The sequence below is a fragment of the Calidifontibacter terrae genome (assembly GCF_054778835.1).
Genome location: NZ_BAAGZF010000006.1, coordinates 19,019 through 31,778 on the forward strand (window position 1 = coordinate 19,019; position 12,760 = coordinate 31,778).

Annotated in this window: 13 protein-coding genes; 1 reads left to right on the forward strand and 12 read right to left on the reverse strand. The window is 66.6% G+C overall.

Going from position 1 to position 12,760, the window contains the following annotated elements; genetic code table 11:
• Positions 1–15: 15 nt before the first annotated feature.
• The 11 genes from ACYU98_RS08280 to pdxT all read right to left on the reverse strand — a co-directional run bounded on the left by ACYU98_RS08280 (position 16) and on the right by pdxT (position 10,831).
• Positions 16–2,295 (reverse strand): RelA/SpoT family protein, encoded by a 2,280-nt coding sequence (locus ACYU98_RS08280; protein WP_460467736.1) that lies wholly within the window; start codon positions 2,293–2,295, stop codon positions 16–18.
• 19 nt (positions 2,296–2,314) lie between these two features.
• Entirely contained in the window at positions 2,315–2,836 is a 522-nt protein-coding gene (locus tag ACYU98_RS08285; protein WP_460467737.1) for an adenine phosphoribosyltransferase, read from the reverse strand.
• Positions 2,833–3,963, reverse strand: a complete 1,131-nt coding sequence (gene secF, locus ACYU98_RS08290; protein WP_460467738.1) for a protein translocase subunit SecF — start codon at positions 3,961–3,963, stop codon at positions 2,833–2,835. The genes ACYU98_RS08285 and secF overlap by 4 nt, the downstream gene beginning before the upstream one ends.
• Positions 3,963–5,957 (reverse strand): protein translocase subunit SecD, encoded by a 1,995-nt coding sequence (gene secD, locus ACYU98_RS08295; RefSeq protein WP_460467739.1) that lies wholly within the window; start codon positions 5,955–5,957, stop codon positions 3,963–3,965. Before secD ends, secF begins: the two co-directional genes overlap by 1 nt.
• Positions 5,958–5,961: 4 nt before the next feature.
• Positions 5,962–6,294, reverse strand: a complete 333-nt coding sequence (yajC, locus tag ACYU98_RS08300) for a preprotein translocase subunit YajC (protein ID WP_460467740.1) — start codon at positions 6,292–6,294, stop codon at positions 5,962–5,964.
• A 141-nt stretch (positions 6,295–6,435) separates the two neighbouring features.
• Complete coding sequence (gene ruvB / locus ACYU98_RS08305; protein ID WP_460467741.1) at positions 6,436–7,524, reverse strand: Holliday junction branch migration DNA helicase RuvB; 1,089 nt, start codon at positions 7,522–7,524, stop codon at positions 6,436–6,438.
• Positions 7,525–7,530: 6 nt separating this feature from the next.
• Positions 7,531–8,130 (reverse strand): Holliday junction branch migration protein RuvA, encoded by a 600-nt coding sequence (ruvA, locus tag ACYU98_RS08310; protein WP_460467742.1) that lies wholly within the window; start codon positions 8,128–8,130, stop codon positions 7,531–7,533.
• Complete coding sequence (gene ruvC / locus ACYU98_RS08315) at positions 8,127–8,690, reverse strand: crossover junction endodeoxyribonuclease RuvC (protein ID WP_460467743.1); 564 nt, start codon at positions 8,688–8,690, stop codon at positions 8,127–8,129. The genes ruvA and ruvC overlap by 4 nt, the downstream gene beginning before the upstream one ends.
• A gap of 155 nt (positions 8,691–8,845) precedes the next feature.
• A complete protein-coding gene (locus ACYU98_RS08320) occupies positions 8,846–9,607 on the reverse strand; it encodes a YebC/PmpR family DNA-binding transcriptional regulator (protein ID WP_460467744.1) in 762 nt (253 codons plus the stop codon).
• Positions 9,608–9,668: 61 nt separating this feature from the next.
• The gene (locus ACYU98_RS08325; RefSeq protein WP_460467745.1) at positions 9,669–10,190 is read right to left on the reverse strand and encodes a globin domain-containing protein; all 522 of its coding nucleotides are present in this window, start codon (positions 10,188–10,190) and stop codon (positions 9,669–9,671) included.
• Positions 10,191–10,207: 17 nt separating this feature from the next.
• Positions 10,208–10,831 (reverse strand): pyridoxal 5'-phosphate synthase glutaminase subunit PdxT, encoded by a 624-nt coding sequence (pdxT, locus tag ACYU98_RS08330; protein WP_460467746.1) that lies wholly within the window; start codon positions 10,829–10,831, stop codon positions 10,208–10,210.
• On the opposite strand from pdxT, the gene ACYU98_RS08335 reads away from it, so the two are divergent.
• Entirely contained in the window at positions 10,832–11,800 is a 969-nt protein-coding gene (locus tag ACYU98_RS08335) for a GNAT family N-acetyltransferase (RefSeq protein ID WP_460467747.1), read from the forward strand.
• 20 nt (positions 11,801–11,820) lie between these two features.
• Here ACYU98_RS08335 and pdxS read toward each other — a convergent pair whose 3' ends face one another.
• On the reverse strand, positions 11,821–12,735 hold the full coding sequence (gene pdxS / locus ACYU98_RS08340) for a pyridoxal 5'-phosphate synthase lyase subunit PdxS (protein ID WP_460467748.1): 915 nt from the start codon (positions 12,733–12,735) through the stop codon (positions 11,821–11,823).
• Positions 12,736–12,760 lie beyond the last annotated feature (25 nt).

Sequence of the window (12,760 nt, forward strand, 5' to 3'; positions counted from 1 at the left end):
GATGGACGCCTGGACCTACTTCGCTCGCTGCCCCGAACCAGTGAGCCGGTAGACGTCGAAGACACCCTCGACTTTGCGCACCGCGCGGATGACGTGGTCGAGGTGGCCAGCATCGCCCATCTCAAAGGTGAACCGGGAGATGGCCACACGGTTGCCCTGAGTCGCCAGGTTCGCCGACATGATGTTAACGTGTTGCTCCGACAACACCCGGGTGATGTCGGACAGCAGTCCGTTGCGGTCGAGGGCCTCCACCTGGAGTTGGACCATGAACACACTGGCCGCTGAGGGCGCCCACGCAACATCGATGATTCGTTCGGGTTGCGCGCGCAACTGTTCGGCGTTGGTGCAGTCGACGCGGTGAACCGATACACCGCTGCCGGTCGTCACGAAGCCCATGATCTCGTCGCCTGGCATCGGCGTGCAGCAACGCGCAAGCTTCACCCATACGTCGTCGGATCCGACCACCGTCACGCCAGGGTCTCCGGCGCGGTGCCGAGTCTGGGCCCGGGTGACGATCGGCTCGTCTTCGGACTCCGTCTCCTGAACGGCCGGTGGACCGACCGCGTCGCGCAGCAGCTTGCTGACGTGTTCAGCCGACACATGGCCGTCGCCGATCGCGGCGTAGAGCTGGTCGACGTCTTGGTAGTGCAGCCCCGCGGCCACGGCTTCCAATGCGTCGGCACTCATCAACCGTTGGATGCCGATGCCCTGCTTGCGCAGACCCTTGGTGAGGGATTCCTTGCCCGAGTCGATCGACTCCTCGCGGCGCTCCTTGGAGAACCACTGGCGAATCTTGCTGCGGGCGCGCGGGCTCTTGACGAAGTTCAGCCAGTCCCTCGAGGGTCCGGCGCCGCCGGCCTTGCTGGTGAGCACCTCAACGACGTCGCCGTTCTCCAGCGGAGACTCCAAGGGGGCCAGCCGGCCGTTGATCCGCGCACCGATGGTGTGATGGCCGACCTCGGTGTGGACGGCGTAGGCGAAGTCGACCGGGCTGGAGCCGACAGGGAGCCCCACGACCTCGCCCTTGGGTGTGAAGACGTAGACCTCCTGGGAGCCGACGTCGAAGCGCAGGTTGTCGAGGAACTCGTCGGGGTCAGCGGTCTCCCGTTGCCACTCCAGCAACTGCCGGAACCAGGCCATCTCGTCGACCTGGGACTGCTCGGAGGGGGCTGCGCCGGCAACTGCGGCCCGGGCATCATCCTTGTATTTCCAGTGGGCCGCGACGCCGTACTCGGCGCGGTGATGCATCTGGTGGGTGCGGATCTGGATCTCCACCGGCTTGCCGTCCGGACCGATGATCGTCGTGTGCAACGACTGATACATGTTCAGTTTCGGGGTGGCGATGTAGTCCTTGAAGCGGCCCGGCACCGGACTCCACCGGGTGTGCAGAGTTCCAAGCACCGCGTAGCAGTCCCGCACCGAGTCGACCAGGATGCGTACGGCGACAAGGTCGTGGATGTCCTTGAACTCGCGTCCGCGAACAATCATCTTTTGGTAGACGGAGTAGTAATGCTTGGGCCGCGAGGTCACCGCGGCATCGATCCGCGCGGCGCGCAGATCGGCGGTGACCTGTTCGCGGAATCGGGAGAGATACTCCTCGCGAGCCGGCGCCCGATCGGCGACCAACCGAGCAATCTCGTCGTAGACCTTGGGATGCAGCACCGCAAAACAGAGGTCCTCGAGCTCCCACTTGATCGTGTTCATCCCGAGCCGGTGGGCCAGCGGGGCGTAGATCTCGAGGGTCTGGGTTGCCTTGCGGGTGGCCGACTCGACCGACACATAACGCCAGGTGCGGGCGTTGTGCAGACGGTCGGCGAGCTTGATGACCAGCACCCGGATGTCCTTGGCCATCGCCACGACCATCTTGCGCACGGTCTCGGCTTCGGCGGCGGCGCCATAGGTCATCTTGTCGAGCTTGGTGACTCCGTCGACCAGGAGGGCGATTTCCTCGCCGAACTCCTCGCGCAACTGGGTCAACGAGTAGTTGGTGTCCTCGACCGTGTCGTGCAGCAGCGCGGCGGCCAGCACGGCCGGTTGCATGCCGAGCTCGGCGAGGATCGTGGCCACCGCGAGCGGGTGGGTGATGTAGGGATCCCCCGACTTGCGCACCTGTCCGGCGTGAGCCCGATCGGCAACGGAGTATGCCCGCTCGATCAGCGCAATGTCGGCCTTGGGATGGCTCTGCCGGACGGTGCGCAGCAGCGGACCAAGGGCTTTGTGCTCCGGAGTCCGCGGGGTTCCGAGGCGCGCCAAACGCATTCTGACGCGCGAACCGGACCGCTCCTCCTGCACCATGTCGGGAGTCTAGTCGGCGTCAGACAGTGGCGATGACGTGCACCACGTGGTCCCCCAGCGCCGCGCGACCCTCAAGAGCGCCGACCTCGAGCAGGAAGTCGACACCGGTGACCTTGCCACCCGCATGTTCAACCAGGCGTACGGCCGCGGCCGCAGTTCCGCCGGTAGCGAGCACGTCGTCAACGACAAGGACCCGATGTCCGTCGCAGGCGCCGGCCGGGACCTCGATAGTCGCCGAGCCGTATTCGAGATCGTATGACACGCTGACGGTCTCCCCCGGCAACTTGCCCGCCTTGCGAACAGGCAGGAAACCCAGGCCCATTCGCTGCGCCAACGGCGCACCGAGGATGAACCCACGAGCCTCGATCCCGGCAACCAGGTCGACCTGACCGACCCACCGCTGGGCGATGTCGTCGAGCACCTCCGCGAAGGAGGCGGCGTCGGCAAACAGCGGATTGAGGTCCTTGAACAGAACTCCCGGCTCGGGGAAATCTGCAATATCGCGGACGCGGGCCAGCAACGTCTCGCGGGTTGTGGTCACTTGTCGTCCCGCTTCGCCAGCGGGTGGACCTCACGCTTGGTCGCCTGGCGCGCGGCTCGGGCTGCGGCCAGTTCCTTCTCGCGCTCCGGCTCGACGACACCTGACATCGATTCGGCGCCGTCGAGGTCGCCACCGGTGGCGTCCTGGTAGGCCTTCGCGCGCCGCTCCAGATCTTGCACCGCTGCTTCCCGGTGACGCAGCGAGACCAGGGTCGGCGTTGCGATGAAGATCGAGGAGTAGGTGCCGACTGCGATACCGATGAACAGCGCCAAGGCGAGGTCGAGCAGGGTGCCCGGACCAAGCAGGGTGACACCGACGACCAGGATCGCGGCGATCGGCAGCAGCGCAACGACCGAGGTGTTGATCGACCGCACCAGGGTCTGGTTGACCGCGTAGTTCGCCGCTTGAGCGTAGGAGCGACGGTGGTTGGCGAATGCCTCATCGCCGTTCTCGCGCACCTTGTCGAAGACGACCACAGTGTCGTAGATCGAGTAACCCAGGATCGTCAGGAAGCCGATCGTGGTGGCCGGCGATACCTCAAGCCCGGTGAGGGCATAAATACCGACCGTGAAGATGAGGTCGTGCAGCAGCGCGATGAGCGCGGCCGCAGCCATGGCCCACGTACGGAAATACACCGCCAGCAGCAATGACACCAGCACCAGGAACACGATCAGCGCCATGATCGCCTTGTTCGTGACCGTGGATCCCCAGGAGGGACCGATGAACGAACTGTCGACCGAGGACTGCTTGACCTTGAACTCGCTCGCGAGGGCCGCGCTGACCTTGTCGGTCGTCGTCGCTGAGTTGTCGCCGAGCGTCTTGGCCTGCACCCGGATCTGGCCGGAGCCGATCTTGGTGACGGTGAGCGCCTCGTTGGAGCCGGTCGCCTTGTGGACGGCTATCTCGGCGCGCTTGTCGTAGTTGTGGGTGTCGGTGACGCCCTGGACGCGCAGCTCGGAGCCGCCCTTGAATTCCAAGCTCAAGTTGAGTCCGCGACCGAACAGTCCCACCGCCGCAATCGCGATGAGGACGGCCGAGATCAGATACCAGAGGCGTCGTCGACCAACGAGGTTGTATTGCCGACGTCCGGTGTAAAGGTCGTTGCCGAACTGAGCGAAGCTCGCCATCAGAGGTCCCCTCCCGCGGTGGCGGCCTTGCGGTCCGCGATCGTCACTCGGCCACGTCCGGCGTAGGTCACGCCGCGAGCTCCGAGCCGGTCCGGATCAAAGCCGGAGAAGCGGTGTCCGCCGCCGAAGAACTTGGTTCGGGCCAGCAGGCTCAGCACCGGGTGGGTGAACATCATCACGACCAACAGGTCGATCAGCGTCGTGATCCCGAGGGTGAAGGCGAAGGCCTTGACGCTCGACTCCGACAGCACGTAAAGCACGGCCGCGGCGAGGAAGTTGACCGTATCGGAGATGATCACCGTGCGTTTTGCGCGCGACCACCCGGTCTCAACGGCCGCCCGCAATGGGCGCCCGGATCTGACTTCGTCGCGAACACGTTCGAAGTAGACGATGAACGAGTCGGCGGTGATACCGATCGACACGATCAGACCGGTGACCCCCGCCATCGTCAGGCGGAAGTTGTTCGCGAACCCCAAGAAGGTCACCGCGCCGTAGGTGATCAGGCCGGCGGTGATCAGCGAAGCGACCGTCACCAGTCCCAGCGCGCGGTACTGGAACAACGAGTAGAGGATGACCAGCAGCAGGCCGATGGCACCGGCCATCAGACCCTTCTGCAACTGGTCTGTTCCCAGCTGGGGACTGATCTGGTCGGAGGTCAGCTCCTTGAAGCTGAACGGCAGCGCGCCGTATTTCAGCTGGTCGGCCAGCAAGCGCGCCGAGTCGGTCGTGAATCCACCACTGATCTGCGCTCGTCCGTCAACGATCGCGTTCGTGGTGCCGGGCGCGGAAATGACCAGGCCGTCGATCGTGATCGCCGAGCTGTTCTGGTCGCCCTGCATGGCAGCAAGCCGGGTGGTCATCTTGCCGAAGGCAGTCTTGCCCTTGCCGCTGAACTCCAGATTGACGGCGACCTCGCCGGTCGAGATGCCCTGCGAGGTGGTCACCTGGCCGAACGAAGCATCGGTGATCTCGGTGCCTTGGACCTCCGACGGGCCGAGCAGGTAGGTCTTCGTTCCGTCCTTGGAGCAGGCGACGGTCGGGCTGGCCGCGGGGGCCTGCGCCGAGACTTCACGCCACTGGGTAGCGGTGGGACCGGCCTTGGCATTCAAGTTCGAGCAGCTGATCGACGCGAGCAGGGTGGCGTAGGTGTCGCCCTTCTTTGCCAGCCCGGACTTCAGCCAGTAGGCGTCGGCCGGTTCCTGCGCCCACGCGGTGTCGCTAGGGCTGGTCGGCTTGCCGGCCGCGGCAGCTGCCGCGGTGGAAGAGCTCGGGGTGGCGCCCGGCAGAGTCGGCGTCGGCTGGGCGGCGGCGGGAACCTGAGCAGCTGGCGCGGTCGGAGCAGCGGTGGTGGTGCTTGCTGTTCCGCTTGCGGCCTTGACCAGAGCTTCGGGGAAGGCGGCGTTGGCGCCGGTGGAGGTCGCCGTTGACGAGGTGGAGGTCGACGCGGACGACGGGTTCGGCGCGACGGCCGAGGACTTCACAGCCGAGCTGGACGTGGCCGCAGACGACTTCGCGGCCGAGCTCGTGGCGGCCGCCGTGGTCGGCGGCAACGGCAGGGTCGGCTGGGTGGTCTGGTCGATGGTCGGCTGGCCGGACTGGATGACCGCTCGGAACATCAACTTCGACGACTGCGACAGCGAGTCAAGGACTTCCTTGGACGGGTTGCCCGGGATGGCCACGACGATGCTGGAGCTACCGAGGGTGCTCACCTCCGCTTCACTCACGCCGGTGCCGTCAACGCGGTTGCGAATGATGTTGACGGCCTGGTTCACCTGGCCGGAGTTGACCTTCTGACCCTGACCCAGCACCGGCTGCAGAACGATCTGCCGGCCACCTTCAAGGTCAAGACCGAGCTTCGGGCTCCACTGACCGGCGGGGTTGCCCCATTGGGTGGTCGCCGCGATACCGCCGAAGAGGGCAGCAACGATCAGGAACAGCAGGAAGAGGGTGCGTTTGGGCGCAGCCGCAGGCGCGCGTCGAGCACGGGTAGCCAAGGAGTCAGGCCTTTTCGTCGGTGGTCTGGGACGGGTCGGCCGCAGTCGGCTCAACCAGTCTGCGGGGCACGATCGCCCGGCGGTCAAAACTCAGTTGGACGCCCGGGGCGACCTCAAGAACGCCCACCTGGTCGTCCAGGGATACCAGGCGACCGAGCAGGCCGGACGTTGTCGTCACGTCGTCGCCCACCTCGATCTGTCGTTGGGCCTGCTGCATTTGGCGCTGACGGCGCCGGCTCACCCAGAACATCACTGCGAGGAGAACGATCGGGAGCAACAGCAAAAGCATGCTCTGCGAGGAGGACGAGCCGCTCGAGGCTGCGGCAAGGGCGTACATGCGGAAAAGCTCCCGGTGGTCTGAGGTGGTCCTGCAGCGACGGCTCTCGCCGTCGCGTGAGTCTAGGTGAGTAAAGCCGCCCACCCAAGTTCGGGGTGCGGCGCGTCACATTGCTGCGCGGCAGGTCGGTGGTCGATCGGGTCAGTCGGAAAAACGCCCGTCACCCTCTGGCAACGACAACTGGCCACCCCACGTTCCGGCTCCGGCAGGCGCGGTGAGACCCAGGTGGTCCCATGCCATTGCGGAGGCAGCGCGACCTCGCGGTGTTCGAACCAGATACCCCTCCCGCACCAAGAAGGGCTCGGCAACCGTCTCCACCGTGTCCGGCTCTTCACCCACCGCGACGGCCAGGGTCGTCAGACCGACCGGACCGCCACCAAAGCGTTTGCACAACGCCTCGAGAACGCCCCGGTCGAGCCGGTCCAGGCCCTTCGCATCGACATCGAAGAGCTTCAGCGCGGCCAGCGCGGACTGGTGGTCGACGACGCTCTTGCCGTGGATTTGGGCATAGTCGCGCACCCGCCGCAGCAACCGGTTCGCGATGCGCGGGGTGCCGCGCGAGCGGCCGGCGATCTCGGCGATCCCCTTCGGGGTCGTCTCGACACCGAGCAAGGCGGCGCTGCGTTCGATGATCGTGGCCAGGTCTTTGGCGGAGTAGAAATCGAGGTGGCCGGTGAACCCGAAGCGATCCCGCAGCGGGGCGGGCAGCAGCCCGGCTCGAGTGGTCGCACCCACCACCGTGAACGGTGGCAATTCCAACGGGATCGCGGTTGCGCCCGGACCCTTGCCGACGATCACATCGACCCGGAAATCCTCCATCGCGAGATAGAGCATTTCCTCCGCCGGTCGCGCCATCCGGTGAATCTCGTCGAGGAACAGCACCTCACCCTCGGCCAGCGAGGAGAGGATCGCGGCGAGGTCGCCTGCATGTTGGATGGCCGGCCCGCTGGTGATCCGGATGGGCTGTTCGAGTTCGGCGGCGATGATCATCGCCAGGCTGGTTTTGCCCAACCCCGGTGGCCCGGAGAGCAACACGTGGTCGGGGGTCGTTCCTCGCCGTTTGGCGGCCTCCAACACCAGCCCGAGCTGCTCGGAGACGCGCGGTTGGCCGGGGAACTCCGACAATCGCCGCGGCCGCAGCGCCGCTTCGAAATGGCGCTCGTCGGGCGCGCCACCGGGATCCACGATCCGAGCGGTGGCTTCGTACGAAGAGTCGTCGTAATCACTCACGGCTGGTTACCGTCCTAGGTCGCGCAGGGTCGCGCGCAGCAGGCCGGCAACCTCGGCGGGTGCGTCAGCCATCTCAGCAACTCGGGTCACCGCTTCGGTGGCCTGCCGGGCAGACCAGCCCAGACCAACCAGGGCGTCGGCCACCTGCTGGTGTACGACGTCTCCCGCGGCAACCGCGGGCGCTTCCGGGGTGGCGCCGCCGGCATAGGCGCCCACCTTGTCCTTCAGTTCGAGCACGATCCGCTCGGCGCCCTTCTTGCCGATGCCGGGCACCTTGGTCAGCGCGGTGAGGTCTCCCCCACTGATCGCACTGGCGAGCGGGGCGGGCGCGTGGACCGCGAGCATCGCCAGCGCCAACCGCGGGCCGACCCCGCTGACCGTCTGAACCAGCTCGAACAGGTCCTTCTCATCGTCGTCGCCGAAGCCGTAGAGCGTGAGGGAGTCCTCGCGGACCACCAGCGTGGTGGCGTAGGTCGCGGGCTGACCCTCACGAGCCGCGGCCGCGTGGGCAGGGGTCGTGTGGACGAGCATGCCGACTCCCCCGACCTCAATGACGACGTGGTCGAGGCCACGGCGCAGCACGTTGCCACGCAGCGAGGCGATCATCGGGCGTACCTCCTGACGGAACGGTCGACATCGACCGGGGGGCGGGTTAGGCGTTGGGCGGCAGCTGCGGCCGCGATGCGGTCTTGGGCGCCACCACGCCACACGTGGCAGATCGCAATCGCGAGCGCGTCGGCGGCGTCAGCGGGCTTCGGCGCAACCTCGAGACGCAGGATGCGGGTGACCATCGCGGTCACCTGGGCCTTGTCGGCGCGACCGTTGCCGGTCACCGCGGCCTTGACTTCCGAGGGGGTATGCAACACCAACGGGAGACCACGGCGCGCGGCCGCCAGCATCGGCACCGCCGAGGCCTGGGCGGTGCCCATGATGCCCTTGATGTTGGCCTTGGCGAACACCCGCTCCACCGCGACGGCGTCGGGTTCGTAACGTTGCATCCATTCGTCGATCTCGGTCTGCAGGCTCAGCAATCGGTAGGCCGGGTCGTCGTCGACCGGGGTTCGGACCACTCCGACCGCGATCATCCGCAAGGGGTCGCCAACGCCGCCCTCAACGACTCCGAGACCACAACGGGTCAGGCCGGGGTCGACACCCAGGACGCGCACATCTTCTCCTCGCACACATGTTCGGTGCGATCACCGTAACCGGCAGCTCCGACAACCGTGGCAGCGCCACGCCGAAAGCGGAATCCGCGCGAGTTCCTGCCGGCTGAAACAGGTTCAAGCGGCAGAAAGTCGCGCGGATTTTCGTAGGTGTTCGGTCAGTCGTCCTCGGCGTCGAGTTCGGCCATGACCTCATCGGACACATCACCGTTGGCGAAGACGTTCTGAACGTCGTCGGAGTCCTCGAGGGCCTCGATGATGCGGAACATCTTCTTGGCACCGTCGGCGTCAAGGGGCACCTCGACGGTCGGCAGCCAGGAGGACTCGGCCGAGTCGTAGTCGACGCCGGCAGCCTGCAGGGCCTGCCGGATTGCGACGAAGTCGGCGGCGTCGGAGACGATCTCGAAGCTCTCGCCGAGGTCGTTGATCTCCTCCGCGCCGACGTCCAGCACGATCTCCAGCAGGTCGTCCTCGGTTTGGTCGCCCTTGGGGACGATGACGACGCCCTTGCGGTGGAACTGGAAGGCGACCGAACCGCCGTCGGCCATCGAGCCGCCGTTCTTCTGCAGTGCGGTGCGAACCTCGGCGACAGCGCGGTTCTTGTTGTCGGTGAGGCATTCGATCAGCAGCGCGACACCACCGGGCGCGTAGCCCTCGTACATGAGATTCATGTATTCGGCGCCACCGCTCTCGGCGCCCGAACCACGCTTGACCGCGCGGTCGATGTTGTCGTTGGGGACCGAAGACTTCTTCGCCTTCTGGACCGCGTCGAAGAGGGTGGGATTGCCGGTGAGGTCACCGCCGCCCTGGCGCGCCGCGACCTCGATGTTCTTGATCAGCTTGGCAAAGAGCTTCCCGCGCTTGGCATCGATCGCAGCCTTCTTGTGCTTGGTCGTTGCCCATTTGGAGTGACCGCTCATGTCTCCCTCTACGCGTGTCGTCGTCGTGGTCGGCCCGATCGGATCGGACGCAGGCCGCCGGTCATCTTACGTCGCCACGACCGCGATGGACATCGGGACCGGTCGACTGCTGGTCCGCGGGCGCCGTCACCGGACCTTCCCACGTCCACCGGGTCAGCGGCAGATCGCGCGGGACATCTCCGGCGGCATCCGGATAGCTCTGCATGGGCACACGCGTGGCCCACGCCCAGTAGTCGTGCAGCGCGCCAGCCAACTCCGGGTCGTCGGCGAGGCCGGCATCGGTGATCGCTCGGTCAAAGCAGGCGATCGCGGCGGCGTTCATTTCCGGGTGCAGGCCGTTGCCGGAATGCAGGCGTACGACCTCGGTCTGGTCACCGAAAAACCCGGAGTAGGAGATGGGTCCGCCGAGCGCCTCACCGAGATAGGCCGCCAGGCGCTCGACGTGGTCATCCCGGAACCCGTGGCTGAACGCGTGGCCGACAACCGGATCGTCGACTGCATGAACATGCCAGGCGGCAGCCAACCGGCGCATCGCGCTCATCCCACCGGCGGCCTCGAAGATGGTGCCCTGCTCCGGATCCATCGCTCCACGCTACTGCTCTAACTGGCGGCGATGACCAGATCGACGAAGTGCGCATGAACCCGGTGGTCTCCGGTCACCTCGGGGTGGAACGAGGTGACCAGCAGCGCGCCCTGCTGCACCGCGACGGGGCGACCGCTGGCCACGCCATGGCCGTCCGGAACCCGGGCGAGAACCTCGACTCCGTCGCCGATCTCCTCCACCCACGGCGCTCGAATGAACACCGCGTGGACCGGGTCAGCGCCGATAACAGGCATGCTCAGGTCGGTCTCGAAGGAGTCGACCTGTCGCCCGAAGGCATTGCGCCGCACCGTGATTCGCATTCCGCCGAGAGTTTGTTGATCGTGGGTTCCGTCGATGATCTGGTCGGCGAGAAGGATCATTCCGGCGCACGATCCGTAGGCCGGCATCCCGTCGGCGATGCGGCGAACGATCGGCTCGCGGATCTCGAAAATGCGGGTCAGCTTGTCGATCGTGGTCGATTCACCGCCGGGCAGAACAAGTCCGTCGATCCGCTCGACCTCTTCCGGGCGGCGTACGGGGACCGCCTCCGCGCCCGCCGCGCGCAGCGCTGCGAGGTGCTCGCGTACGTCCCCTTGGACCGCCAGCACGCCGATCAGTGGCGCACGCCTACCCTGCGTCATGTGTCTGCTCCTTCGGTGGTGATCCGGCCGCGCCGGTCTTCTGATATTCCGGCATTGATCGATGCGCTCGGCGCACAACAACCGTATTCGCGCTATCCGCTGATCTGGCCGCTGCCCCAGGGGGCCGAGTCGTTTATCGTTCGTGAGTCCGAGGTGGGGGCCTGGACCGCCGAGGTCGACGGGATGATCGCCGGCCATGCGAGTCGCACCGTCGTGGCTGACGATGCGACCGGCCGCGTTTGGGCCGATGCGCTCGGGGTGAACGTCGACGAACTCGGTTGCCTGTCGGTCTTGTTCGTCGGTCCGCAATTCGCGGCCACCGGGGTCGGCGGACGACTCCTTGACACCGCTGTGGCCGAGATTCGGGCGTCCGGTCTGGTCCCGGTGCTCGATGTCACGACCGGAACCTCGTCGACCGCCTCGCAGGTCTACCGGCACCGCGGCTGGCAACTGGCCGGCACCGGCCGGCCGGAGTGGCTGCCCGACGGCGAGCCGGATGTCGAGTTCTATGCGTTACCCGCCGAGGTAGGAACCGAGCGCTGGACCGGGACGGTCGTTCGTGGCCACGGCGTCGCTTCGGGCAGTTCCACGGCAAGCCCCTATCCGGCTGGGGCGATCGAGTTGCAGGCGCCCCACTTCGCCGACCGGGGGTTCTCGCTGCAGGGCTTACGCCAGGCGACGATCAACCTCGATGTGGGCGAACCGGTCGAGGTCGTTCGACCCACCGTCACGTTGACCGAGGTGGCCTGGACGCCCCTGCACGGCCCCGAGACCTTCTCGTTCGTGCGCTGCTCGGTCGACGACCGCCAGGGCTATCTGTACTGGCCACACCCGGACACCAAACCACTGCACTTCCAGTCGGGTTCGGTGATCGAGTTGCTGCTGCCCGAGGTCCCAGGATTGTCGTACGGGGACCGGCTGGAGGTCGAGCTACCGGTCGGCGCCCTGCGTCGGGTGAACCAACAATGAGGGCGCCGCCCGAAGGCTGATTACCAGCCGCGCTCGGACAGCCGGTGCGGCTGCGGGATCTCGTCGACGTTGATGCCGACCATCGCTTCGCCCAGTCCACGCGACACCTTCGCGATCACGTCGGGGTCGTCGTGGAAAGTGGTCGCCGTCACGATGGCCGCCGCGCGCTCCGCCGGGTTGCCGCTCTTGAAGATGCCGGAGCCGACGAACACACCCTCGGCGCCGAGCTGCATCATCATGGCCGCGTCGGCCGGGGTGGCGATGCCGCCAGCGGTGAACAGCACGACCGGCAGCTTGCCGAGCTCGGCAACCTCCTTGACCAGTTCGTAGGGTGCCTGAAGTTCCTTCGCCGCAACGAACAGTTCGTCCTCGGGGAGGTTCTGCAGGCGACGGATCTCCTGGCGGATCTGGCGCATGTGGGTCGTCGCGTTCGAGACGTCACCGGTTCCGGCCTCGCCCTTGGAGCGGATCATCGCCGCGCCCTCGGTGATGCGGCGCAGCGCCTCACCCAGGTTCGTTGCGCCACAGACGAAGGGCACGGTGTATTGCCACTTGTCGATGTGGTTGGCGTAGTCGGCCGGGGTCAACACCTCGGACTCGTCGATGTAGTCGACGCCGAGGCTCTGCAAGACCTGCGCTTCAACGAAGTGACCGATGCGGGCCTTGGCCATCACCGGGATCGAGACGGCCGCGATGATGCCGTCGATCATGTCCGGGTCGCTCATCCGGGAAACGCCGCCCTGGGCGCGGATGTCGGCCGGGACGCGTTCGAGGGCCATGACCGCCACAGCGCCGGCGTCCTCGGCGATCTTCGCCTGCTCGGCAGTGACAACGTCCATGATGACGCCGCCCTTGAGCATTTCGGCCATGCCGCGCTTCACGCGGGCGGTGCCGACGGACGGGGCCGACTGGTCGGGGTTCGAGGTGTTGTTCATGGCTCCAGCGTACGACCCCGCTGCG

Bases quoted from the DNA above. Each gene is read 5' to 3' on its own strand.
- yajC (WP_460467740.1), bottom strand. From the start codon at position 6,294: ATGTACGCCCTTGCCGCAGCCTCGAGCGGCTCGTCCTCCTCGCAGAGC.
- ACYU98_RS08325 (WP_460467745.1), bottom strand. From the start codon at position 10,190: ATGGATCCGGAGCAGGGCACCATCTTCGAGGCCGCCGGTGGGATGAGC.
- ruvA (WP_460467742.1), bottom strand. From the start codon at position 8,130: ATGATCGCCTCGCTGCGTGGCAACGTGCTGCGCCGTGGCCTCGACCAC.
- pdxT (WP_460467746.1), bottom strand. From the start codon at position 10,831: ATGACGCAGGGTAGGCGTGCGCCACTGATCGGCGTGCTGGCGGTCCAA.
- pdxS (WP_460467748.1), bottom strand. From the start codon at position 12,735: ATGAACAACACCTCGAACCCCGACCAGTCGGCCCCGTCCGTCGGCACC.
- ACYU98_RS08280 (WP_460467736.1), bottom strand. From the start codon at position 2,295: ATGGTGCAGGAGGAGCGGTCCGGTTCGCGCGTCAGAATGCGTTTGGCG.
- ACYU98_RS08320 (WP_460467744.1), bottom strand. From the start codon at position 9,607: ATGAGCGGTCACTCCAAATGGGCAACGACCAAGCACAAGAAGGCTGCG.
- secF (WP_460467738.1), bottom strand. From the start codon at position 3,963: ATGGCGAGCTTCGCTCAGTTCGGCAACGACCTTTACACCGGACGTCGG.